The sequence below is a fragment of the Mesorhizobium sp. B2-4-6 genome, assembly GCF_006442775.1.
Lineage (GTDB): Bacteria > Pseudomonadota > Alphaproteobacteria > Rhizobiales > Rhizobiaceae > Mesorhizobium.
Genome location: NZ_VFVI01000017.1, coordinates 64,836 through 88,617, shown reverse-complemented (window position 1 = coordinate 88,617; position 23,782 = coordinate 64,836). Strand labels below are relative to the sequence as shown.

General features: G+C 61.4%; 24 protein-coding genes. 4 read left to right on the top strand and 20 right to left on the bottom strand.

The genetic code is table 11. The features are described 5' to 3' along the window. Positions 1 to 36: 36 nt before the first annotated feature. The 9 genes from ccoS to FJ957_RS29145 form a co-directional block, all read right to left on the bottom strand. A complete protein-coding gene (gene ccoS / locus FJ957_RS29185) occupies positions 37 to 207 on the bottom strand; it encodes a cbb3-type cytochrome oxidase assembly protein CcoS (RefSeq protein ID WP_140836264.1) in 171 nt (56 codons plus the stop codon). Beyond that, positions 204 to 2,489 carry a cation-translocating P-type ATPase gene (locus tag FJ957_RS29180; protein WP_140836259.1) on the bottom strand — a complete coding sequence of 762 codons (2,286 nt, stop codon included), beginning with the start codon at positions 2,487 to 2,489 and terminating at the stop codon, positions 204 to 206. The genes ccoS and FJ957_RS29180 overlap by 4 nt, the downstream gene beginning before the upstream one ends. Beyond that, positions 2,486 to 3,001: a FixH family protein gene (locus FJ957_RS29175; RefSeq protein ID WP_140836258.1), complete on the bottom strand. Its 516-nt coding sequence runs from the start codon at positions 2,999 to 3,001 to the stop codon at positions 2,486 to 2,488. Before FJ957_RS29175 ends, FJ957_RS29180 begins: the two co-directional genes overlap by 4 nt. Then, on the bottom strand, positions 2,998 to 4,557 hold the full coding sequence (gene ccoG / locus FJ957_RS29170) for a cytochrome c oxidase accessory protein CcoG (RefSeq protein ID WP_181180759.1): 1,560 nt from the start codon (positions 4,555 to 4,557) through the stop codon (positions 2,998 to 3,000). The genes FJ957_RS29175 and ccoG overlap by 4 nt, the downstream gene beginning before the upstream one ends. Before the next feature lie 170 nt (positions 4,558 to 4,727). Continuing rightward, positions 4,728 to 5,591, bottom strand: a complete 864-nt coding sequence (ccoP, locus tag FJ957_RS29165; protein WP_140836257.1) for a cytochrome-c oxidase, cbb3-type subunit III — start codon at positions 5,589 to 5,591, stop codon at positions 4,728 to 4,730. Positions 5,592 to 5,593: 2 nt separating this feature from the next. Beyond that, a complete protein-coding gene (locus tag FJ957_RS29160) occupies positions 5,594 to 5,743 on the bottom strand; it encodes a cbb3-type cytochrome c oxidase subunit 3 (protein ID WP_112097608.1) in 150 nt (49 codons plus the stop codon). A gap of 12 nt (positions 5,744 to 5,755) precedes the next feature. Beyond that, on the bottom strand, positions 5,756 to 6,487 hold the full coding sequence (gene ccoO / locus FJ957_RS29155) for a cytochrome-c oxidase, cbb3-type subunit II (protein WP_140836256.1): 732 nt from the start codon (positions 6,485 to 6,487) through the stop codon (positions 5,756 to 5,758). A gap of 10 nt (positions 6,488 to 6,497) precedes the next feature. Next, positions 6,498 to 8,108 carry a cytochrome-c oxidase, cbb3-type subunit I gene (gene ccoN, locus FJ957_RS29150; protein ID WP_140836255.1) on the bottom strand — a complete coding sequence of 537 codons (1,611 nt, stop codon included), beginning with the start codon at positions 8,106 to 8,108 and terminating at the stop codon, positions 6,498 to 6,500. 245 nt (positions 8,109 to 8,353) lie between these two features. Continuing rightward, positions 8,354 to 9,067, bottom strand: a complete 714-nt coding sequence (locus tag FJ957_RS29145; RefSeq protein WP_140836254.1) for a Crp/Fnr family transcriptional regulator — start codon at positions 9,065 to 9,067, stop codon at positions 8,354 to 8,356. Positions 9,068 to 9,172: 105 nt separating this feature from the next. On the opposite strand from FJ957_RS29145, the gene hemN reads away from it, so the two are divergent. Further along, the gene (gene hemN, locus FJ957_RS29140; RefSeq protein WP_140836253.1) at positions 9,173 to 10,552 is read left to right on the top strand and encodes an oxygen-independent coproporphyrinogen III oxidase; all 1,380 of its coding nucleotides are present in this window, start codon (positions 9,173 to 9,175) and stop codon (positions 10,550 to 10,552) included. 17 nt (positions 10,553 to 10,569) lie between these two features. Here the strand turns inward: hemN and FJ957_RS29135 are convergent, their stop codons facing one another. The 6 genes from FJ957_RS29135 to FJ957_RS29110 form a co-directional block, all read right to left on the bottom strand. Beyond that, the gene (locus FJ957_RS29135; protein WP_140836252.1) at positions 10,570 to 11,001 is read right to left on the bottom strand and encodes a potassium channel family protein; all 432 of its coding nucleotides are present in this window, start codon (positions 10,999 to 11,001) and stop codon (positions 10,570 to 10,572) included. 56 nt (positions 11,002 to 11,057) lie between these two features. Beyond that, on the bottom strand, positions 11,058 to 11,534 hold the full coding sequence (locus FJ957_RS29130; RefSeq protein ID WP_140836251.1) for a group III truncated hemoglobin: 477 nt from the start codon (positions 11,532 to 11,534) through the stop codon (positions 11,058 to 11,060). Between the two features lie 22 nt (positions 11,535 to 11,556). Then, the gene (locus tag FJ957_RS29125) at positions 11,557 to 12,423 is read right to left on the bottom strand and encodes an SUMF1/EgtB/PvdO family nonheme iron enzyme (RefSeq protein WP_140836250.1); all 867 of its coding nucleotides are present in this window, start codon (positions 12,421 to 12,423) and stop codon (positions 11,557 to 11,559) included. Positions 12,424 to 12,493: 70 nt separating this feature from the next. Next, positions 12,494 to 13,603 carry a copper-containing nitrite reductase gene (gene nirK / locus FJ957_RS29120; protein WP_140836249.1) on the bottom strand — a complete coding sequence of 370 codons (1,110 nt, stop codon included), beginning with the start codon at positions 13,601 to 13,603 and terminating at the stop codon, positions 12,494 to 12,496. 260 nt (positions 13,604 to 13,863) lie between these two features. Continuing rightward, the gene (locus tag FJ957_RS29115) at positions 13,864 to 14,310 is read right to left on the bottom strand and encodes a pseudoazurin (protein ID WP_140836248.1); all 447 of its coding nucleotides are present in this window, start codon (positions 14,308 to 14,310) and stop codon (positions 13,864 to 13,866) included. 149 nt (positions 14,311 to 14,459) lie between these two features. After that, positions 14,460 to 15,659 carry an NnrS family protein gene (locus tag FJ957_RS29110; RefSeq protein WP_140836307.1) on the bottom strand — a complete coding sequence of 400 codons (1,200 nt, stop codon included), beginning with the start codon at positions 15,657 to 15,659 and terminating at the stop codon, positions 14,460 to 14,462. 205 nt (positions 15,660 to 15,864) lie between these two features. Here FJ957_RS29110 and FJ957_RS29105 point away from each other — a divergent pair, with 205 nt between their 5' ends. Then, positions 15,865 to 16,569, top strand: a complete 705-nt coding sequence (locus tag FJ957_RS29105; protein WP_140836247.1) for a Crp/Fnr family transcriptional regulator — start codon at positions 15,865 to 15,867, stop codon at positions 16,567 to 16,569. On the opposite strand, the gene FJ957_RS29100 is transcribed toward FJ957_RS29105, so the two are convergent. From FJ957_RS29100 to FJ957_RS32005, 3 genes are all read right to left on the bottom strand, one after another. After that, positions 16,566 to 16,778: a DUF1858 domain-containing protein gene (locus FJ957_RS29100; RefSeq protein ID WP_140836246.1), complete on the bottom strand. Its 213-nt coding sequence runs from the start codon at positions 16,776 to 16,778 to the stop codon at positions 16,566 to 16,568. The genes FJ957_RS29105 and FJ957_RS29100 overlap by 4 nt on opposite strands. A gap of 168 nt (positions 16,779 to 16,946) precedes the next feature. Next, positions 16,947 to 17,915 carry a helix-turn-helix domain-containing protein gene (locus FJ957_RS29095; RefSeq protein WP_140836245.1) on the bottom strand — a complete coding sequence of 323 codons (969 nt, stop codon included), beginning with the start codon at positions 17,913 to 17,915 and terminating at the stop codon, positions 16,947 to 16,949. Positions 17,916 to 17,928: 13 nt separating this feature from the next. Further along, complete coding sequence (locus tag FJ957_RS32005; protein WP_181180757.1) at positions 17,929 to 18,072, bottom strand: hypothetical protein; 144 nt, start codon at positions 18,070 to 18,072, stop codon at positions 17,929 to 17,931. A gap of 308 nt (positions 18,073 to 18,380) precedes the next feature. Between FJ957_RS32005 and FJ957_RS29090 the strand changes: the two genes are divergently transcribed. After that, complete coding sequence (locus FJ957_RS29090; RefSeq protein ID WP_140836244.1) at positions 18,381 to 20,762, top strand: phosphoketolase family protein; 2,382 nt, start codon at positions 18,381 to 18,383, stop codon at positions 20,760 to 20,762. A 62-nt stretch (positions 20,763 to 20,824) separates the two neighbouring features. Then, positions 20,825 to 22,000: an acetate/propionate family kinase gene (locus FJ957_RS29085; RefSeq protein ID WP_140836243.1), complete on the top strand. Its 1,176-nt coding sequence runs from the start codon at positions 20,825 to 20,827 to the stop codon at positions 21,998 to 22,000. Between the two features lie 152 nt (positions 22,001 to 22,152). On the opposite strand, the gene FJ957_RS29080 is transcribed toward FJ957_RS29085, so the two are convergent. Beyond that, positions 22,153 to 22,668: a GNAT family N-acetyltransferase gene (locus FJ957_RS29080; protein ID WP_140836242.1), complete on the bottom strand. Its 516-nt coding sequence runs from the start codon at positions 22,666 to 22,668 to the stop codon at positions 22,153 to 22,155. Between the two features lie 44 nt (positions 22,669 to 22,712). Further along, entirely contained in the window at positions 22,713 to 23,360 is a 648-nt protein-coding gene (locus FJ957_RS29075; RefSeq protein ID WP_140836241.1) for a helix-turn-helix domain-containing protein, read from the bottom strand. Positions 23,361 to 23,782: the final 422 nt, after the last annotated feature.

The window sequence follows — 23,782 nt, the reverse complement described above, 5'->3', positions numbered from 1 at the left end:
TTTCGGACATAGGGGGCAACGGCGCTTTGATCTGCGTCAGTTTGATTGCCGCCCCTCGTTGTCCCGCGCTTCGGGCTCGATCAGAATCCGCTCGGCAGCTCCATCGAGATCTTCGTACTGGCCACTGCGCAGCGCCCACAGGAAGCCGGACAAGCCGAGCGCGCCCAGGAACAGGGCCACTGGAATGAGATAGACAAGCGTGGTCATGGATGGGCCGCGCTGATGACGTCGGGGCGGCGTCGGGCCGGAGAGGCTGTAGGTGCCGCTTTCGCCGTTGCCTGAAGCCGCATAGCATTGGCGATGACGATCAGCGAGGAGGCGCTCATCGCGATCGCCGCGATGAGCGGCGTCACGTGGCCCATAACGGCGGTCGGAACGGCGAAGGCGTTGTACACGATCGCAATGCCGATGTTCTGGCGAATGAGACGGCCAGCTTTGCGAGAGACATCCATCGCCAGTGGGACCGCAAGCAGGCTTTCGCGCAGGAAGACGAAATCCGCGGCCTGGCGGCCAATGTCGGCCGCTGTTGCCGGAGCCATCGAAACGTGGGCTGCCCGCAATGCCGGCGTGTCGTTTAGGCCGTCGCCTACCATCAGCACCTTGTGTCCGGCACGGGTCAGCGTTTCGATCCACTCCACCTTTCCCGAGGGCAGCAGCGCAGGAACGAAACTGTCGGTTCCCAACGATTTGGCAACTTCGCCGCAGGCCTTCGCGGTGTCTCCGGACAAGATATCGACCGAAATCCCGGCGTTCTTCAACTGCTGGATCGTTGCCTTGGCGTCTTGCCGAAGGGCGTCCTCAAAGGCGAAGCACGCAACGATGTTCCCATTCTTGGAAAGCACGGTGCCGCCGTAGCCGCCGAGCTTGCTTTCCCCGCCAGTGCTGGCCTTCCAGCCCGCCCATCCGCGTCTTCCAAGCCGCCACGTATTCCCCTCCGTTATGGCTTCGACGCCGAAGCCCGGATGCTCGCTGACAAATTCGACACTAGGCTGGCCGGCATACCCCGCGTAAAGGGCGATCGCCCTCGAGAACGGATGGTTGGAATGAGCCGCCATGTCTGCCGCGATCGCAAGCATGGTCGGATCGATCGAGGATGCATTCATCAGTTTTGGGCGCCCGAGCGTGAGCGTTCCGGTCTTGTCGAAGACAGCCGTGTCGATCGCCGCGAGGCGCTCCATGGCCGAACCATCCTTGACCATGACGCCAGCCTCAAAGAGGCGTCTGGCCGCAACGACCTGGACGATCGGAACCGCGAGGCCGAGCGCGCACGGACAGGTAATGATGAGCACGGCGATGGCGATGGTCATGGCGCGATGCCAGTCGCCGGACGCAGCCATCCAGCCGAGGAATGTGACCAAGGCCGCCAGATGGACCACGGGCGCGTAGAGTGCCGATACGCGGTCGGCAATCCGCCTGTAGCGCGAGCGGCCACCTTCGGCGGCCTCCATCAGTCTAACCATTTCCGCCAGGAACGAATCCTTCGCGGCGGCGGTCGCCTGCATCGTAAGCGGGCCAGTCAGGTTGAGCGTGCCGGCCTGCACGTGAGCGCCGGCCCCGACCACCTTTGGCGCGCTCTCCCCGGAGACGATCGAGCAATCCAGGTCGGAATTCCCGCTGACGATATCGCCGTCGACCGGTATGCGTTCTCCGGCAACGATGAGCAGGCGCATTCCCGGCATCAGTTCGGCGACGGGCACGTATTCGCGCGTGCCATCGTCCCGCTGCACCATCGAGCCCCGCGCTGCGAGTCTCGAGAGGCCATTAACCGCCTTTCGCGCCCGCTCCCGCATGACATGATCGAGCGTGCGGCCGATCAGCAGGAAGAAGAGCAGCGAAACCGAGGCGTCGAAATAGGCGTGTTCGCCATGGTTGATGGTCTCGTAGAGACTCATCGCGTAGGCGAGCGACACACCCACCACGATCGGCACGTCCATGTTCATGCGGCCGTGACGCAGCGCGTTAGCAGCGGAGCGGAAGAAGATGCCGCCGGCGAATGCCAGAGCCGGAATGGCGATCAGCGCCGACAGCCAATGAAACAGATCCCGCGTCGCGCCTTCGGCGCCGGACCAGACCGACACCGAGAGCAGCATGATGTTGCCGGCCGCAAAGCCGGCGACGGCGACGGCCCGGATCAACTCCGACAGCGTCCTGTCCTTCTCGTCGATTTCCCGGTCGAACAGATGTGCCTGATAACCGAGACGACCGAGCACCGCAAAGAATGGCGGTACGGTGTCTCCATGCCAGCGGATCGATACACGCTTCGTCGACAGGTTGACGCGAGCGGATTCGACATTCTCGACCACGCCGAGCGCAGCCTCGATCGCCTGGATGCAGGCCCCGCAATGAACAGTCGGCACCGAGAGGTCGGTCTGATGAATGCCGCCGCCCAAAGAGCGACTGGCCAGCTTTACTTCGTCGCTGGACGGCACAGCGGATGCCGCACCCGCGACCTCCAGAGCCATTTCAGCTCCCGGCGCGCAACAGCTCATTGCAGGGCTCCGTTCGAGATCATGACGCGGCGAACATCACGGAATGGAGAGGCAAGGCCCGCGTCGGCGTCGATCTCGACGATCCAGACTCCGTCCTTTGGCGTGTGACGCGCGGCGAACTGTGCTGCGTTCCCCGGCGTGGCACCGGCCGGCGCGGCAAGTGTCAGAGCTTCGTCCTCGGCCTCGTAAGCCGGATGCCGAAAAAATATTCTGACGCCGTGCAGCGGCAGCGCTTTGCCGTGTGCATCGACAAGGCTGTAGCGGACTTCTCCGGAGGCGATGGCCAGCTTGCCCGTCCAGCCCAATGCCGCCTGCGCTCGTCCTTTCCGAGCCTCCTCATTGAACTGCTGGCTCGCCACATAGGTGTTCTCGACAACGAGGCCGGTCCAACTCTTTCGGGCCAGCGTGGCCATGGTGACGTTGACCCCGATCACCACGGCAAAGAAACTGACGATCACGACCAACATGTGCCAGCCGGTGAACTCGCGCGCCTTTTGTGTATCGGTGCTCATCTGCCCTTCTCCGGCGCGTTGAAACTGGCTGTGTATTCGGCGGATTCGGAACTCGCGTTGTCCTGGATGCGGAACTCGAAACGTTGGGCCGGTCCTTTGACCAGGTTCGCCGGTTGGCGAACGAAAACCTTGAGGACCTTCAGCCGATCTGGTTCGGCTGCGATGGAGAATGAGCGGCTCGGGGGTTGGTCGATACCGACAATGCTCATCTCGCCGCCGTCGAGGCCCTGCAGCGCAACTTCGATCGTCCGCGGCTCTGGTATCATGTTGAGCAGTTTGACGGTGTACCCGTTGCGGATCGAGCCGTCCGACAGGGTCACGAATTGAGGATTGCGGTCATGCAGGACATTCAGTTCCAGCCGTTCGCGCGTCAGCAGCGAATAGACGAGGACCAATCCGATCGCCGACCATGCGCCGAGATAGATGTAGGTGCGCAACCGGAAGACCTTGCCTAGATGGAAATGCGCCAGGCCGTCGACGAAAACGCCGCTCGTTGTTCTTACCAGCGACGGATTGAATGAACTTGTGCCGCCCGCGGTCGCCACCGCCATGTTGGCATTGTAGTCCGCCAGCGTTGCGTAGGAGATCAGCCCGCGCTCGCGACCGAGCTTGTCCATGACACCATCGCAGGCATCGATGCAGAGCGCGCAGGTGATGCATTCGAGCTGCTGCCCATCGCGGATGTCGATCCCCATCGGGCAGACAGCAACGCAGGCGTTGCAGTCGACGCAATCGCCGGCTGGCAAACCGGCGGCAAGAGCCTTCTTGGCGTGGCGCGAACGCGGTTCGCCGCGCCAGTCGTTGTATGTGACGGTCAGCGAGTTTTCATCGAGCATGGCGGCCTGAATTCGCGGCCAGGGGCACATGTAGGTGCAGACCTGTTCGCGCATCAGTCCGCCAAAGACGTAGGTTGTGCCGGTCAGGACGGCGACCGTGACATAGGCGACAGGCGCCGCCGTGCCAGCGACGACGTCACCGATCAGCTTCGGCGCATCGGCGAAGTAGAAAATCCAGGCACCGCCCGTGGCGACCGCGATGATGAGCCAGATCGCATGCTTGGATGCGCGCAGGACAAGTTTGCGCATACCCCACGGGGCGGCTTCAAGCTTGATGCGAGCATTGCGATCGCCTTCGATCGCGCGCTCAACGACAAGGAACAGGTCCACCCAGACAGTCTGTGGGCAGGCATAGCCGCACCAGGCTCGTCCGACCGTCGATGTGATCAGGAAAAGGCCGACACCCGCCATCATGAGAAGACCGGCGACGTAGTAGAATTCCTGTGGCCAGATCTCAATGAAGAAGAAATAGAACCGGCGATTGGCCAGGTCGATGAGGACGGCCTGATCGGGCGCGAACGGGCCACGATCCCAACGCAGCCACGGCGTCAGGTAATAGATGCCGAGCGTGATCGCCATCACCAGCCATTTGAACTGGCGAAAGCGACCGGAGGCTCGCTTTGGAAAGATCTTCTTACGCGCGGCATAAAGCGGCTGTCGCGTCTTTGCGGAGTTGACCGCTTCGGCCTCGAGCCGTTCTACCTGCGTCTGATCGAGCACGACGATCTCCAATCGCGGCGAAACGATGCCGCCTGTTTCCTGCAGTTTTGCAATCGCGCGCGCGCATTGCGTTGATGCAGGTCAAATTGGATCATCAAAAAACAAGTCGAGGCCCGGCTCGGCCGGGCCTCGTCGCTTGGCGGTCGAGGGCAAAGAACAGGCCCCGCCTCCTATTCTCCACCACCAAGCGAATGGACGTAGACGGCCAGTTCCTTCACTGTCGTCTCGCCGAGCCGGCCGACCCATGCGGGCATCACGCCGTTTTTCGGCGTGCGTATCTGGGAAGCAATCGCGGCTTCACCGGAGCCGTGCAACCAGATAGCGTCTGTCAGATCGGGTGCCCCGAGGTCGCGATTGCCTTTTGCGTTTTCACCGTGGCAGGCCACACAATTGTCGGCGAAGACCTTCGCGCCGGGCTCGATCAGGTTCTTGTCCTGCACTGGTCCCGAAAGGCTGGCCACGAAGGCGCTGACCTGCGCGATCTGATCTGGCTTGAGTACATCGACAAAGGCTGGCATCTCGGACTGGCGGGTATCGGCATCGGCAGCGAACCGGATGCCGTGGGTGATTGTCTGCTGGATCTGTTCCGCCTGGCCACCCCAAAGCCAATCGTCGTCGTTGAGGTTCGGAAAGTCTGTCGATCCCTGGGCGCCGGAGCCGTGGCATTGCACGCAGTTGACCTTGAATGCAGCACCGCCCGCCGCAACGGCAAATTCGCGCAATGCGTCATCCGTGGCGATCTCCGAGACAGACTTGGATTGTATAGCCGCCACATACTTGGTCTTGGCGGCCTCCGCCGCGGCCAGTTCATTCTTGACGTCGTTGCGGCTGGAAAAGCCCAGAACACCCCTGGTGGCGGAACTCAGCATCGGCCATGCGGGGTAGGCAATCGTGTAGGCGATCGCCCAGGCGATGGTGATGTAGAAGGTTATCACCCACCAGCGCGGCAGCGGGTTGTTCAATTCCTTGATCCCGTCCCACTCGTGGCCGGTGGTCGCGACGCCCGAGATTTCGTCGATATGCTCGTTGCTCATGATCAGTCGTCCTGGAGAGGAATCTGCGCTGCGTGATCGGCATGCGCCTTGCCGCCCGGGCGCAGCGCAAAAGCAATGCAGCCGACGAAGAACAGGGCCATCGCAAGCAAGCCCCAGCTGTCGGCGAACTCCCGCATCAAGTTGTAGTCCATTGGTTGTTCTCCTCAGCGGTAGCCGGCGGCTTCGTCGTAGTTCTTGAAATCGACAAGAGTGCCGAGCATCTGAAGGTAGGCCACCAAGGCGTCCATCTCGGTGACCTGCTGGGGGTTGCCGTCGAAGTCGCCCGTCTTGGCCTTCGGGTATCTCTTTTCCAGGCCCGACGTGTCCGCATTGGGGTCGGCCTGCGCCATCAGATCAGCATTGGCATTGGCGATCATGTCGTCGGAGTAGGGGACACCGACGCGCCGGTTGGCGACGAGATGTGTCGAAAAGTTCTTCACCTCGATCGGCGTGTCCTTCAGGAACGCGTAGCGCGGCATGATCGACTCGGGCACGACGGAACGCGGATCGCTAAGGTGCTGGACATGCCAGCTGTTGGAGTAGCGGTCGCCGACGCGAGCGAGATCGGGCCCAGTTCGCTTGGATCCCCACTGGAACGGGTGGTCGTACATCGACTCGGCCGCCAGGCTGTAGTGGCCATAGCGTTCCACCTCGTCCCGGAATGGCCTGATCATCTGGCTGTGGCAGAGATAGCATCCCTCGCGCACATAGATGTTGCGACCGGCAAGCTCGAGCGGCGAGTAGGGCCGCATGCCGTCGACCTTCTCGATCGTGTTGTCGAGATAGAAGAGCGGCGCGATCTCGACGATGCCGCCGACCGTCACGACCAGCAGGGATCCGACGAGAAGAAGCGTTGCATTCTTCTCGATCAGAGCGTGTCTATCCATTAGGCCCATGTCAGGCTCCTCATTCGGCAGGCTGGAGAGCGGGCGCGGAGCCCGGCAGCGGTTGTTCCTCGCGCTGGTAGCCGCGGATGGTCATGGTGATGTTCCAGGCCATGATCAGGGCGCCGGCGAGATACATGGCGCCGCCGGCGGCGCGCATGATGTAATAGGGATGCATGGCGGCGACGGTCTCAGCGAAGGAATAGACGAGGAAGCCCTGTTCGTCGTACTCGCGCCACATCAGGCCCTGCATGATGCCGGAGACCCACATGACCGCCGCGTAGACGACGATTCCAAGCGTCGCCAGCCAGAAGTGCCAAGTCACGAGCCGCGTCGAGTAGAGGCGCGGACGGTCCCACAGCTTCGGCACCATGTAGTAGATGGCGCCGAACGAGATCAGGCCGACCCAGCCGAGCGCGCCCGAATGGACGTGGCCGATTGTCCAATCCGTGTAGTGCGACAGTGAGTTCACGGTCTTGATCGACATCATCGGACCTTCGAAGGTCGACATGCCGTAGAAGGCGATGGCAGCGACCATCATGCGGACGATCGGGTCCGTGCGGATCTTGTCCCAGGCTCCGGAGAGCGTCATGAGGCCGTTGATCATGCCGCCCCAGGACGGCATCCACAGCATGATCGAGAACACCATGCCCAGCGTCTGTGCCCAATCGGGCAGAGCGGTGTAATGGAGGTGGTGCGGGCCCGCCCAGATGTACAAGAAGATCAGCGCCCAGAAGTGGATGATCGAAAGGCGGTAGGAATAAACTGGCCGGTTCACCTGCTTGGGCACGAAGTAATACATCATGCCCAGGAAACCGGCGGTGAGGAAGAAGCCGACCGCGTTGTGGCCGTACCACCATTGCGTGAGCGCGTCCTGGACTCCGGAGAAGGCCGAATAGCTCTTCGACCCAAGGAACGATGCCGGCATCGACAGATTGTTGACGACGTGCAGCATTGCGATGGTGACGATGAAGGACAGGTAGAACCAGTTGGCGACGTAGATATGCGGTTCCTTACGCTTCAGGATCGTGCCGAGGAAGAGTAGGAGATACGCAACCCAGACGATTGTCAGCCAGATGTCGACATACCATTCCGGCTCGGCATATTCGCGGCTCTCGGTAATCCCGAGCAGATAGCCGGTCGCGGCCATGACAATGAAAAGCTGATATCCCCAGAACACGAACCAGGCGAGATTGCCGCCGAACAGGCGCGCCCGGCAGGTGCGCTGAACGACGTAGAGCGAGGTACAAATCAGCGCGTTGCCGCCAAAGGCAAAGACTACGCCGGAAGTATGGACCGGCCGCAACCGGCCGAAGTTGAACCAGGGCTGGATGTTGAGGTCGGGGAAAGCAAGCTGAAGCGCGATGATCACGCCCACCAGCATGCCGACGACGCCCCAGAACATGGTCGCTATGGCACCGTAGCGGATCGGACCATCCATGTAGGCTTCGGGATCGATCGGCGGCGCCGGCTTGAAATCCGAATTGCGCAGCAAGATCGCGGTGAAGCCAGCGATGGCGAAGAACAAAACCCACATATGCTGGCGGAAGGGCTCGTCCACGCCGAAGCCGGCGGCCACGACAGCTCCAAAAGCAAACAGGCTTAGAAGGACGATCTCCGTGCCATATCTCATTGCAAGTCCCCGATCTCGTCTCGAAAGTTCCGGCGGAATTCCCGCTCGCGGCACCATTTCGGGATTTTCGATTTCGGAGCCTTGATCCAAGTCAAACGTGGATCGCTTTTTGTTTTGGGAGTTCGTGCCGCCAGCCACAACGCCGCCGCCAGGGCGCAAATAGAAGATCGCGCCTGGGGAAGCGAGCTGCAGTAGGCCTTGGTGGAGTCAGGGCGAGCTGCGGTTTGGCAAGGGCAGGTTGCTGTTCAGTCGCCGCAGCGTTGTTCGAGTTGAGCAATGCTTGGGACGCTGACCTGCCGTTTGTTTGCGATACGGATCGCGCCCTCGGATCTCAGCCGGGAGAGCTCTCGGCTTACCGTCTCGATCGTCAGCCCAAGGAAATCGGCTATGTCGGCGCGAGTCAGCGGCAGAGCGAAGCTCATCGAGTCTACCGGATATTTAAAGGCAGCGAGGTTTCTGGCGACCATGAGAAGGAAGCTCGCGACTTTCTCTGATGCCGTCTTGCGTCCCAGCGCTGCCATCCAGTCGCGTGCTTCGTCGAGTTCGCTCAACGCGTGTTTCAGCAGCTGGTGTCCAAGCTCCGGCGTCTCGTTGATCATTCGGTCGATGACCGTTGTTGGAAACGAGCAAAGCGCTACATTCGTGAGGGCTTCGGCCTTGACGGGTCTTTTCGCCTCGAACGGCCTGCCGAGGAAATCGGGTGCGAAGTAGAATCCGACAATCTGCTGCCGACCATCGGACAGGTTCCTGGTGAGCTTGACCACGCCGGACAGCAGGCTTGAGTAGGTTCCATCGTCGGGCAGTTCCGTCCCGGCCAAAATCTCGTGATTGGACGAAGCTTGGGCCAACTCGGCACGTTGCCGGGCATTGAGCGCACCGAACAACCCGCCCTGCCGCGCTTCGCAGGATTTGCAGATTGCGAGTACATCAGCCTGTTGAACGTCCTGTCTGGCGGTCATAGTCACGCCCGTGGTGAATCGGGATGCCAGTTTGCGCCAGTGCGACAAGCGTCGCTTTGATCGAGATCAAGGTTTTGCCGGTGTCGTTCAGGCAGCTTGGCCGCCATGACGCGTCTCCCTGTTCCCCTTTCTCCCATACCGCCCAACCCCATCGTTGGGTTTGGCGACAATGTACCGCGTTACACGAGTTACCCGACGGCCCCGCATTTTCATCCGGGCGTCGACGCGGTGATTGTCCAGGGATGGATGAACGCGCTTGAAGGCGACGACGAGATATCGCTCTATCTGCATATCCCCTATTGCGACCGCTTGTGCTGGTTCTGTGCCTGCCATACCAAGCAGACGCGACACTATGCGCCCGTCGCCGCGTTCCTCCGCTCACTGCACAAGGAGATCGAAACAGTCGGCCGCATTGTGACTGGCCGAGGCAGGGTCCGCGCCGTTCATTTCGGGGGCGGTTCTCCGACCATGCTGAAGCCCGCCGATATCCTCATGCTTGGAAAAGCGTTGCGGGAACAGTTCGACTTGCCCCCAGATGCCAGCATCAGCGTCGAGATCGATCCTAACGACATGGATGATGGCAGGCTCGATGCCTTCGCGACCATCGGCATGACGCGAGCGAGCCTTGGTGTTCAGGACTTCGATCCCAAGGTGCAGAAGGCGATCAACCGAGAGCAGAGTTTCGCGCTTACGAAGAGCATTGTCGACGCCGTGCGGGCGCGAGGTGTTGTCTCCGTCAACCTGGACCTTCTCTACGGCCTTCCGCATCAGACTTGCGAGAGCGTGGCCGCGACTGTCGCTCAGGCGCTGACGCTGACGCCAGACCGGCTGGCGTTGTTCGGCTACGCCCACGTGCCATGGTTCAAGAAACACCAGACCATGATCGATGAGGCCTGGCTGCCCGATTCCGTGGCGCGCTTGGAACAATCGCGCCATGCCGCTCAACTGATCGTCGATGCCGGCTACGAGGCCTTGGGGCTGGATCATTTCGCAAAACCGCAGGATGCGCTGGCGGTTGCCGCGCGTGCCGGCAAGATACGCCGTAATTTCCAGGGCTATACCGAAGATCAGTGCGAAACCCTGATCGGTCTCGGTCCGTCCTCGATCAGCCGGTTCCGCCAGGGTCATGCCCAAAACATCGTCGCCACTGGCGAGTACCAAAATGCCGTGGACTCTGGACAACTGGCCATAGCGCGGGGGATCGAGTTTAGTCTCGATGACTTAGCGCGAGGCTGGGTCATCGAGCGCCTGATGTGCAACTTCGCCTTCTCGGCGATAGAACTTATCGAACGCTTTGGAGCAGTGGGCCAAACGCTGCTCTGCGAAGCGAGCCGGTTGGCTATGGGCGGCGCCGGCCAACTCCTTCGGCTCGACGGCGAAAACTTCGTCGTGCCGGAGGAGAGCCGTCCGCTCATCAGGACGGTGGCGGCCAAGTTTGATAGATATCTTAGCAATGGGGCCGGCAGGCATTCATTGGCGGTTTGAAAAAACGGGGCCGCCGATTAGAAGTGCTCGCCGATCCTGAAGGGACCGACACGGGTGCCGGCCGCGATCAGGTAGGCAGTCGACCAGCCAATCAGCAGAAAGCCGTTGATGCCCTCCAAGGCCGCCAGCACGCGCCAGCCATGAGCGGGCACTACATCTCCATAGCCAACCGTCGAAAAGGTGATGGTCGAGAAGTAGAGCGCCGTCTCGAAGTCGCCAAGGATTCCGAGCAGCCGGTAGATTCCGGCCCATAGCCAGACTTCCACCGTCATGATCGCGAAAAGTCCCATGACCACGGTGATCATGGCGAGCACCCGGCTGCGTCGCCCATGCATGCGGAAGAACGCCACGAGCCGTGCCATCACGTGAGTGATCGCGATAAGGCCGAAAGTGTGGATGCCGACCGTCAGGCTTATGACGATCGTGCCGATGCAAAGATTGAGGATCATCGGTGGAGACTACGAACCCTGACCGCCGCGGTCCTTGCGCAAAATCAAGCCTCCTATCAGCTTGAGGAATTCCCCGCGCCGGCGGGATCGCACCTAATCACTGGCTGGGAGCCGAGACGGAAGAACATGGCAAGCTTCAGACTTGCCGCTATCCGTTCGGCCCGCTCCACGAGGACAGCCGCGATCTCAGGGGTGAAGAGCTCGGACGCCGTCTTGCTGAAGAGGGCCAACCAGATACTGAAGTCGGCCTCGGTGACGTCCTTGAGCTTCAGGTGGGCTGGCACCGGCCGCCCATGATAGTCGCCGCTCTTCAATATCACAGAGCACCAGAAGTCGGTCATCTTCTCCAGATGAGGCTCCCAATCGCCTGTGATTTCCCGGGCGAAGATGGGTCCAAGTCGCTCATCCTTTCGCACGCTGGAATAGAATTCGCGAACCAGCAATCCAATTGAAGCCCGGTCGACGCCAGGGCGGGCCAAGGGCTGTTCGGCGGCAGGGCGAACCCTGTCGGGAAAGACCGACTTTGAAGTCATTCAGTGTTCCTTTTGCGAGCAGTCAAGTCAAGCCCAGGCGGCGAAGCACCGCCTGCAGGAGGCCGCCACGATCATGGACTAGGCGAAATCCGAGATTGTCCGGCGGGGTGCCGACCGCGCAGCCGCCACTTTTGCCGTCGCGTATGAAGTTCGACATGTAAGTGCGGTGGAAACCCTCCACAACGTGGACGCCGCAATTGCCCAGCGAACTGGCAGCGCCATCGCCGGACATCGTCACATGGGCATAGCAGGTCGATGTCCATTCCCAGACGTTGCCGGCGATATCAGCAACATCCTTCGAGTTGTTTCCAAATGCCCCGACAGGCCGCGGTTCAGGATCCGCCTTGCGGCCGAGCGCCGACTCGTTGCGATATTGGGTGAGCCATCGCCTCGCCGGATCGGCCGGGTCGCCTTCACCAGCTTCTATGTCGGCCCGAAACCGCTCGGCTGCCGCATAGGCCCATTCCGGGTCGGTGGGCAGCCGCCAGGTTTCACCGGTTTTTGCCGACAGCCAATTCGCGTAAGCCTGCGCATCGAGGAAGCTCACGCCCGTGACCGGAACGTTGCCGACAATGCTCGAGTCGGCGGGCTTGCAGGCGCCGTCCGAAACGCAGCGGTCATAGTCCGATGCGGTCACCTGGAACTTCATGATTTCCAGAGGCGTATCGATGGTTTCCTTCGCCACGGGAGCGGGTACAGGATGGTTGTCCTTGAGGAATTCGCCAGGCCGCGTGTGCTCGAATGACCCGGGCGCCAGGGTCACCAGTTCAGCCACAGCAACTGGAACCCGGGACCGCGAGGGCGTCCCTTCGATTGCGTTGCTGACGCCGAGCCCGATGAGGGCGGCGGCCGCGATCGTTCCAAACGTGAAGACAGGATCGAAGGACATGCTCAAAACTCCGCCTGCTGATGCAACCCGCCGGCAGGGCCGACGGGTTGCGGGCGATCAGCCTTTCCGCCTATGAGGCGATCGCCTTGGGCGCTTCGACCTGCATCATCAGATCGTCGTCCCATTTTCCCTCGACCGTGAAGTGCGCGGTCGCGCCGAGCTCGACTGCCTCGATCAGATTGTGATTGACGTAGGCATAGACGCCGGGCTGCAGGAACGTGTACAGCGCCGCGCCCGCCGAACCGCCGCGGATGAACCAGGTCTCGAGATCCTTGGCCGGAGGATTGGCAAACTTGCCCTGTTCCCAGACCAGGTCGCCATGACCGCCGATCAGGTGCGGACGTGTGTCGCGGTTCGCCTGAGAATGGACGATGAGAACAGTCTCGCCGACCTTGGCCTTCATGGCGTTTTCGCCGGTCAGCGATCCAGCCTTGCCGTTGAACACGACATGCGTCGGGATCAGGCCGCGCATTACCTTCACGGTGTCGTCGTAGTTGTCGCCGGCGGAGTCGTACTTCTTGAATTTCCCCTGCTCGTCGCGCGGGATGTAGAAGTCGTTCTCGCCGACATAGTAGATGCGGTCGTAGCGGACGGGCTTGCCCTTGTCGTCCTTCAGGCCGTCACGCGGCAGGATCATCACTGCTCCGCTCATCCCGGACACGACATGCCACGGGATCATCGCGCCGCCAGGGGCGCAGTGGTAGACGAATGTGCCGGTCCGCGTCGCCTTGAAGCGCAACGTCACCTGCTCGCCCGGGTTGATCAGCGTCAGGGCGCCGCCACCGAGCCCTCCGGTCGCTGCGTGGAAGTCGATATTGTGGGCGAGCGTATTGGTATCGGGGTTGATCAGCGTGAGTTCGAGATAGTCACCTTCATGCACGACCATGAGGGGGCCCGGGATGGAACCGTTGTAGGTCATGGCGTTGAGCTGCGTGCCGTCGGCGTCGATGACCAGTGGCTTCTCTTCGATCCTCATCGTGAACTCGACAACTTTGGGACCACCCTTGGCCGCCTGATCGTGAGCGTGCACAAAAGGCGGTGCGGCCAAGGTCACCTTCTCGCGCGGCAATCCGGCAACATCCTGTGCCTTGGCGCTCGCCATGGCCGGCGTTGTGCCAACCACGGCGACGGCGGCCGCGGTGAGAACAGAACCCAACAAAGCTTCGCGTCTCGTAAGCATTTTCATCTCCTCAACTTCACCATTTCGATGCAGCGAGGATAATATCTTTGCGCGGCGCTTCTTTGCGTTTGCGCAAATCTGAGCCAAATGGATTTTGGTTTTGGGATGATTGGCGAAAGCAACTCGCGTCATGACAACTGTGGCTGCGGTAGGATGCCAAATCGCAAAAATGAAAATGGCCGGGTCAGACCTCTCCCCAGGTCTGCCCGGCCAGTGCTTCCGGCTCGCCACCGCCGGAGGCAATCCCACATGCTGTCGGATCAGTTCGAAGCGGCTTTGGTCGCCTCGGCGAACAGCTCGGCGAAGACGGGCTTTGCCTTGCCGATCTGCTTGACGGCTTCGGCCGCGTCCAGGTTGACGGGCTTGCCGACGACGATCAGCGCCACCATGCCCATGCCATAGTGGGGAGCGCACTTCACGCCGTAGACACCTTCCTTGGTGAGGGTGACCGTGATCTCCTCGCTCGGCTTGCCCTTGAACGCTTCGGCACCCTCCGGGATCATGCCCTTGATGATCTCGGCGTTATGGGTCTTGTCGGTCGGCACGAACTTGATGGTGTCGCCGGGAGCGGCGCGGACGAAGTCGGGCTGGAAGACCATCGAGCCCTTGTCACCCTTGTTCAGCATCTGGACGACATGTTCTTCGGCATTTGCAGCGCCGGCAATTGAGAGCAACGCGATCGCCGCGGCGATGAGGGGCAGTTTCATTGGAATAGTCCTTTCTTTGGTTCACCACGGCATCAACCGTTGCGCCCTTGTAGATCGCCCGACGACTTGGCGATTTGCGCTGGCGCAAATTGCTCGACGAAAATGAGGGGTGCGGGAGCAAGAAAACGGGGCACGTCTCCCGCCAGACTTCATGTGCCGCTCTTGCGGCGCGTTTGCAGGCGTGGGCGCATCAGCACTCCACCGAAGCGCACGGCGTAGCCGACGAAAGCGGCAACCCAGAGCCCCGCCGACATATGCAGGAGAACGGCCATGTCGGGAGCCATGGCGGCCGCTATGCGCAGAATGGCGGCGATGATGGTTGCAGCAAAGATCGACCGTATTCCAGCGTCAGCCTCCAGCTCGCGGCCGGTATGGCCCAGGGAAGCGCGGGTCATGACGGCAAGGGTCATGCAGGCCACCGCTCCCACGGCCAGCGCATGAATGCCGGCCACCATAGGAACTACTTCCGGCGCGAGCGCGGCCAGTCCGGCCAGTAGCAGGCCTAACGGCACAAAGGCGAATGCAACGTGCAGGACCAGGACCAACGGGTCGGCCAGCGTCCGGTCGCCGGCCCAACGGGTTAGCCGAACAGCGTTGAACATTGCTCCGGCAATCAGCAACGCGCCGGTGCCCGTGTTTTCGGGAAAGAATGTCCATGCGACAAGGCCGAAGGCGGACAGCGCGATCGTTCCAACATCAAACCTGCTGAATGGTGCGGGAAGCCGGCCGGGCTTCTCGCGGACCAGCCAATTGCGGGTGAAACTGGGGATTATCCGCCCGCCGATAATCATGATGAGAATAACGACGGCCCCAAGACCCAGGCGGCGGCTGATGTCGGAGACGCCTTGGAAGTGCGCCTCGGCATGAAACATGACGTTTGCCACAAGAAGGACCGTGACAGGCAGGAGGACTTTGAGGTTTCGCCAGTTTCGCCCGGCGACGATTTCCGGTGCCGCGGCAGTGACCACCGCAAGAAGAAACGAGGAGTCTATGACTGCGCTCAAGAGCCAGCCCGTTTCCACCGAAAAGAACACAGCCACGCGGCCCGTGATCCAGAGCAGCACCAGCATCAGCAAGCGGGCATCCTGAACGGGAAGGCGTCCGGTCCAGTTTGGGATCGCTGTGAGCAGGAAGCCTGTCACGACCGCCGTCAGATAGCCAAAGAGCAGTTCGTGGATGTGCCAGTCGAGAGGCGAGAACAGACTAAGGGTTTCAAGCCTGCCGTAGTAGAGGGGCAGCCACATAAGGATGGCCGTGGCGGCTTGCAGCGACGCCAGCAGGAAGAAAGGTCGGAAGCCGTAGGAGAGTATCGCCGGATAGGCGCTTGGTCGCGTCCGCGGAATTGCCATGGCATGCCTCGTTGAAATCCGGGCAAAGGCGCCCATGCGGCTCTTCTATCCCGGCTCCAGGGAGAGACATTTGCCTTAGCGCAAACAAGAGAGCGACTGGGCGGCGGCAGCGACACAAGGCTTCCCTTGCCGATAGCCTGTCCCTCGTGACACAGTCTGGTCCGCAACTTGGGGGCTGCGCAGTTGAGTTGGGGAGGGAAGGCAGTTGGCAAGCCTTGATCGGTCATTGATTGCTGGGCTGCCCGTCTTCGAGGGGATTGCCGCAGCGGACCTCGATCGCATAATCGGCCAGGCGAGGTCGATTCGTATCGCCAGGGATCAACCGGTGTTCGAGCAGGAGCAGGAGGCGCATTCGTTCTTCCTGCTGCTCGACGGTCATGTGCGCGTGGTGAAATCGACTCCCGACGGGCAGGAGGTCACCGTGCGTTACATAAGCCCGGGCGAACTGATGGGAATCGCCGCCGCGCTGGGCCGGACGACCTACCCGGCAAATGCTGTCGCGGCTGTCGATTGCGTGGTGCTTGCCTGGCCAAGCCAGCTGTGGCCCACATTCGCGACGAGCTTCCCGAGTTTCAGCGCCAATACTTACAAGGTTGTCGGATCCAGGCTTCAGGATGCCCACACGCGCGTCATCGAGATGTCCACCGAGCAGGTGGAGCAGCGCGTCGCGCATGCATTGCTGAAGCTGGTCAAGCAGTCGGGAAAAAAGACCGAGGAAGGGATACTGATTGACTTCCCGATTTCACGCCAGGACGTCGCTGAAATGACAGGCACCACGCTCCACACCGTAAGCCGCCTGCTTTCCGCCTGGGAGGACCAAGGGCTCGTCAAGAGCGGTCGCCAAAGAGTTGTCGTGGTCGAGCCGCATCGGCTGCTTGTCATCGCCGAGGGTCGCGCGGGAAACAGTTAGTTCGCGTCGCGTTCGATGGCCGATTCCAGATCGCGGCGAAGCTGATCTTCATCCGACTCATGCTCGCGCGCCGCGTCCGAAACGGTGTGGAAGGAAGCGATCGGGCAGCCGACGCACAGCATTCCACGCTGGAGAACGACACGGATTGCCGCCGGCGTCTCGCGCATGATCCCGTCCATCGTCGCGTCATCGTTCAGTTTGCGTTTCATGCCGATTGTCCGCGTTAAAGATCGGCATCTTGCATCCGGTTGCCTGGATACTCGTTGCGCTGAGACAAACAGGGAGCACTGGCTACGGGTGTATCGGTGGCTTTATTTCGAAAAGCTGTGCTTCGATTGTCCGTGTTCATGCAGCTAGGTGGCCGCCCTGTTGGAGAGTCAGTGAGACCTGTGGACGTCCAAGCGGTTGAGCTTTCGGTGAAGTGTCGCGCGGCTGATGCCGAGTGCCTGGGCCGCTGCCGAGACATTGCCATTCGCGCGAGCAAGTGCGCGTTGCAGGACGCTGCGCTCAGCACCAGCCAGAAGGTCGGGGTCAGTTTGCGCCAAGTCAAGCAGATCGGCCACCGGCCTGGGATTCTGGAAATATTGCTGCGTGATTCCGAGGCCCTGACGAGCCGATCGGGTGGCGCCCACGACAAGGTCGTCGGCATTGACCGCTATCAGCGCGCCGGATCCCTTGTCTCGCAATGGCGCAAGAAGAATGCGAGCCTCTGGCAATGCCGCTTTGAAGTTTTCGGCCTCGATCCGCTGCGCTGCGTCTCCCACCGCCATGGATATGAGATTGGCAAAGGCCTCAGTCAAATCGGCTCGGCAGGAAGACACGTCGAGCACGGCTGCCAGATCCCCTTCCTGATCGTAGACGGGAGCGGTAACGCAGCTCAGCCCGGTGTTGCGGGTATAAAAATGCTGGTCGCGATGGATTGTCAGGGCGCGCTGCTCGACGAGACATGTGCCGATGCCGTTGGTGCCCTGGCATTCCTCGTTCCAGACGGCGCCAGTCCAGAGACCCCAGGAGCGAAAAGTCTGGTCATCCGCTTGTGCGCCTCGGCGCTCGATGGTCACACCGTTACGGTCGGCGAGGAGGACACAGCATCCGACGCCTCCCACTGCAAGGAAGAGCCTGTCTAAGCTCGACTGAGCAGCTTGGAGAAGCGGCTCGAGGCGCTGCCGGGCTTGCTTAAGCTCCGCTTCCGTCAGGTAGTCTGGCGAACCGCAGTCGGCTGGGTCGAGATGGTGCAAGTTGGAAGATCGCCGCCATGAGGCGACCAGCGCCGACTTCGCAGCGGAATCTGAGGTGATCGCTGCCTGAATTCGCCCAGCATGATGAACTGAGAGAGCTGCTCTCATCGGACCTCCTTCCTTACCCGAACACCATCGCGACGGCGCTGGCACCAACCAGCAAAATGGCGATGCCGGCGACAAACATGAACGGCGCTCGACCGTCAGCTCGGCCATCGCGTTTGGCTTCATATCTGAAAATCAAGCTTGGCCATTCATCGATCATTTTCTGCCCTCGACCTCGAGCTTAGCGGCGAAGAAGCTAGCCGGGGCCGCGCGGCAATTCTTTGCGCTCGCGCAAATTTGCGTTCCGAAAACGTTCGGCTGTCGACTTCCCGTGGCTGTCCCCCCGCAACAGGGCGGACTTGCGCTTTGCGCTTCCGGGCTTGGCATTTGCGATGGATCAAAGCTCGATCGTTTTTCACCGGATAGACCGACAGCGACCGGTCTTGACACTTCCCTGTCTTGAACCGGTGGCAGCGTCGATGCGTTGTGCTTCAGCCGGATCGGCCAAAACCAGCAAAGGAGTCGGAAATGACCGATCGTCCCAGCATCAATCGCTTGTCCGCCCAGGAGCTGCACGACATCGATGCCTACTGGCGCGCCGCCAACTACCTGACCATCGGGCAGATCTATCTGCTCGACAACCCGCTGCTTCGCGAGCCGCTTCGGCTGGAGCATGTCAAACCGCGGCTGCTCGGCCATTGGGGGACATCGCCGGGCCTCAGTTTCATCTATGCGCATTTGAACCGAGTAATTCGGCAACGCGACGCCAATGTCATCTATGTCTGCGGTCCCGGCCATGGTGGACCTGCGATGGTTGCCAACACCTACCTCGAAGGCAGCTACAGCGAAATCAATCCGGACGTCGCGACGGGCGAGGCCGGAATGAAGAAGCTCTTCCGGCAGTTCTCGTTTCCGGGAGGTATCCCGAGCCACGCGGCGCCGGACGTTCCGGGGTCCATCCATGAGGGTGGCGAGCTCGGCTACGCACTGTCGCATGCCTATGGCGCGGCCTTCGACAACCCGGATCTTATCGTCGCTTGCGTCGTCGGCGACGGCGAGGCGGAAACCGGTCCGCTCGCCACGTCATGGCATTCCAACAAGTTCCTCAACCCGGCGTGTGACGGCGCAGTGCTGCCGATCCTGCATCTCAACGGCTACAAGATCGCCAATCCCACAATTCTCGCCCGCATCCCCGAGGATGAGCTGCGCGCGCTGTTCATTGGCTACGGCCATGAGCCGCTGTTCGTCGAGGGTGACGATCCGGCCACGATGCATGAGCGGATGGCGGTCGTGCTCGACGACGCGTTCGACCGCATAAGGGCAATTCAGGACGCGGCTCGCAGCAGCGCAAAGTCGCTGCAGTCCCGGCCGAAATGGCCGATGATCGTGCTGCGAACCCCGAAGGGCTGGACCGGTCCCAAGGAGGTCGACGGACTGAAGACGGAGGGGTTCTGGCGCGCCCACCAGGTTCCGCTCTCCGGCCTCGCCGAAAACCCCGCGCATCTGAAGATGCTCGAGGAATGGATGAGAAGCTACCGGCCTGAGGAGCTTTTCGATGCCGCCGGCGCGCCTGTGGCCGCGATCCGCGCCACCGCGCCGGAAGGTGAAAGGCGCATGAGCGCCAACCCGCATGCCAATGGCGGCCTGCTGCGCCGGTCTCTCGACCTGCCGAGCCTGGCCAAGCACGCAATCGCAATGGTCCGACCGGGCGACGTGAAGGCCGAGTCGACACGGGCAATGGGCGCCTATCTGCGCGATGTAATGGCGCTTAACCAGGGCGCCCGGAACTTCCGCATCGTCGGTCCGGACGAGACCGCGTCAAACCGGCTGCAGGACGTCTTCGAGGTCACGGAGCGCGCCTGGATGGAGAAGATATTGCCCGAGGATGTACATCTTGGCCGAGAGGGCAGGGTTCTGGAGATTCTGTCCGAGCATACCTGTCAGGGTTGGCTGGAAGGATATTTGCTCACGGGGCGGCATGGCTTCTTCTCCTGCTACGAAGCCTTCACGCATATCGTCGATTCCATGTTCAACCAGCATGCGAAATGGCTGGATGCCTGCCGCAAGCTGGCGTGGCGGCGACCGGTCGCCTCTTTGAACTATCTGTTGTCCAGCCATGTCTGGCAGCAGGAGCACAATGGCTTTAGCCATCAGGATCCGGGTTTCATCGACGTGGCGTTGAACAAGAAGGCGGATGTCGTGCGCGTGTATCTGCCAGCGGATGCGAACAGCCTGCTCTGCGTGACGGACCATGTGCTGCAGACATGGAACCGCATCAACGTCATCGTCGCCGGCAAGGCCAATTCCTGGCAGTGGCTGTCCATTGACGAGGCGAAGGTGCACTGCAACGCCGGCATCGGCATATGGGGGTGGGCATCGACCGACGGCGGGGCTGAGCCGGATGTGGTGATGGCCTGCGCCGGCGACGTGCCGACGCTTGAGACGCTGGCTGCCGTTCAAATTCTGAAGCGCCACATTCCCGACCTCAAGATCCGGCTGGTCAACATTGTCGACCTGATGACCCTGCAGCCGAAGGAACATCATCCGCACGGCCTGTCGGATCGCGAGTTCGACGCGTTGTTCACCAGCGACAAGCCCGTCATCTTCGCCTATCACGGCTATCCGTGGACCATCCATCGCCTGACCTATCGGCGGACCAATCACGACAACATCCACGTACGCGGCTACAATGAAGAAGGGACGACGACGACGCCGTTCGACATGACCGTGCTGAACGGGCTCGACCGCTATCATCTGGTGCTCGGCGTGCTCGATCGCATTCCCGAGCTGACCGGTGCGCACATCCAGCTGAAGCAGGCCATGGAAGGCAAGCTGATCGAGCACCGGGCCTATATCCGCGAGCACGGACAAGATATGCCCGAGATACTCGGTTGGAAGTGGGAGGGGTAGCCGATGACGAAGAGCTCGGCTGACAAGATCTGGCCCGCAAAAGTGGCTGGAACCACTCAGCCATGACAGGTGTCATTCTTGTCCTCAACGGCGGCTCATCGAGCCTGAAGTTCGCTGCTTTCCAAGGGCGCGACGAGCTTCATCTGCTGGTGCGCGGCAGCGTCTCGTCAATCGGCGAGCGGCCCCGACTCCACGTCGCGCCCACGGCAACGACGCCGCCATTCGACAGGAGACTTGGCGAGCAAGGCATCTCCGTCGGCAAGGCATTCGAGGCCGTTGCGTCCTATCTGACGGACCGCGACCTGTTGCACCGAGTGAGCAGAGTCGGGCATCGCATCGTCCATGGCGGTCGGGAGTTTGCCCGCGCAACACTGCTTGACCTGGGGACGCTCGATGCCTTGCGGAAGCTCGAGCCGCTCGCTCCGATTCATCAGGCGATCAACCTGGAACTTGTCGACCTGGCCGGCCGCCTTCTGCCCAAGGCCAAGCAGGTAGGCTGCTTCGACACCGCCTTTCATGCCACGCAGCCTGAGATCGCACGACTGTATGGCCTGCCGTATGAGATGTCGGAGCAGGGCGTAGTTTCCTATGGGTTCCACGGGCTCTCCTACAGCCATATCGCAAACGAACTCAGCACGCGTTACGGAGCCAGCGCGGGTGGCCGCGCCATTGTCGCGCATCTCGGCAGCGGTGCGAGCCTTTGCGCGATGAACGCGGGGCGAAGTGTCGCCACCACCATGGGGTTTTCGACGCTTGACGGCTTGGTCATGAGCACGCGTTGCGGCGCGATCGATCCGGGCGTCCTCCTGCACCTTCTGCAAGACCGCAAGCTGTCACCCGATGAACTAACTGACTTGCTCTACGAGAAGTCCGGGCTGCTGGGCGTATCCGGCCTCTCCGGGGACATGCAGACCCTGCTTGCGTCGCAAGATCCGGCGGCGGCCCGCGCCGTCGATCTGTTCGTCTATCGGGTCGGGCGCGAAATCGGGTCGCTCGCAGCTGCGCTGGGTGGGCTCGACACTCTGGTGTTCACTGCGGGCATCGGCGAGCATGCGTCCGTGATCAGGCGACGAATATGCGAGGCTGCCGCATGGCTGGGCGTCGCCATGGATGACGGCTTGAATCGCAGCAGCGAAGTTCTTGTGAGTGCCCCGGATTCTCGTGTCGACGTGCTTGTCATCCCGACAGACGAAGAACGCGCGGTGGCCACAGAACTGCTCGGCTTCGAAACGGTTTGAACAGAGCCGCCTATTGGCGGAACGCTCCTCACATGCCAGAGTTGTCAACCGAGGTGGATGGTCGATCCTCCAGGGGTGCAGCCATTTGCCGGCCCGCTACCGGTCTCCACGACCTTGGTAGCGGGCTCCCACGCGACTCGAAGTGGCAGGTCTTAACTCGCCAATTTGGCGCCGAGCTTCCGCTGGACCCTGACAAGCGTCGGGTCGTCGGGGTCTGCTGCGACAGTGAAGCCCATCTCGCGCTCGAGTTCGATGGCCGCGCGGTTTTCGCGGCTCTCGATCGACTCGACTGTCTCGATGCCGTGATCGTCTGCGTAATGCCCGATGTAGCCGAGAAATTCCCAGCCGACGCCGAGATGCTTGCGATCCTCGCGGATGCAGATGGCGACCTCGCCGCGCCGGTCGGCCGGATCGGCGGCGAGGGTCGCCACCGCGATCAGCATTCCATCGGTCGAAAAGGCGAGAAAGTTATGGATGTGGGGATCGTCGGAACGGGTCATCGCCACCAGGCGCTCATGCGACACTTCCCGCACGGCACCGAGGAAACGGAAGCGCAAATCCTCTGGCGTTACATGTTTGAAGAACTCGGCGACGAGTGGCTCGTCATCAGACCGGGCGCGCCGCACTTCGAACCGAAATCCGATGTGCGTGATGAGCGTGCTTTTCATTGTCGTCCCTTTCAGGATTGATGCGCGGAATTGGCTAGAATGGCTCATTCCCCCATCGCCAGCAGCGTGTCTCGCTTGAGGATCTCGATGCTGCGAAGGCTGAGCAGACGGATCACGCCCTTCTCCTTCAGGCGGGTGAAGACTCGCGAGACGGTTTCGATCGTGAGGCCGAGATAATCGCCGATGTCGTTGCGCGACATCGGCAACTCCACCTGCCTCAACCCGCCTTGGCGCTCCGACATTTCGACGAGGAATGCCGCGACGCGCTCGATGGCGTTCTGGCGGCCAAGCACCAGGAGATGTTCCTGTGCTCGCGTCAGACCTTTGAGGGCGAGCGGCAAGAGGTGGCGGGACATGTCCATGCCCGAAGGAGTGCGATAAACCCGGACGCCGGTTGCGTTGATCGCTTCGGCGAAGAAGTGATGGGAAGCGTCGGCCTCGAAGCCGAATGTCTCTCCCGCCAGATGGAACGCGCTGATCTGTCTGCGGCCGTCGGCAAGCAGGCGATAGACGCGGACTGCGCCGAATTCGACCCGGTAGAGAGCTCCTGCTTTCTCGCCCTGGGCATAGATCTCGGCGCCTGCCGAGAAGAAGCTGACCGGCTGTACGATCGCTCCCTCGAAGACGGATGAGGATTCGTGCTGCGGCAAATAGGACGGCAGTTCGATCTTGGCGGAAGCTTGAGCGTACATGGCTGTGGTCCCGGTGAATTTGTGACAACAGCAATCGCGCAAATTCCGCCACGCCGAAATTCGGTTATGTCCCTACGGGAAACTACCTAGAGCCGAGCTCAAAGCATCCGATCGATCGGGGCCTCGCTGAGCGTGTCGCGCACTATGCAATTGACTACGATCAAGGTCGGCATGAATTGGCTGGGCGATTATCCGGTCAGAACCAACTATGGGAATAGAGCCATGACCTCCGACACTGTGGAAATCTGGGCTGGGATACTCGGCCTCGCCTATCTCGCGGCCTTAGCCCTTTATTTCGAGATGCTTTCCGCTTGGAAGCGCAGTCACGTCGCAGCGAGCTACAGCTTTGGCCGTCACGCCCGGTCGCAGACAGTGAAACGCAGGCAATAGGCCGATCCACGCCAGGCAGCGCATTTCCGATT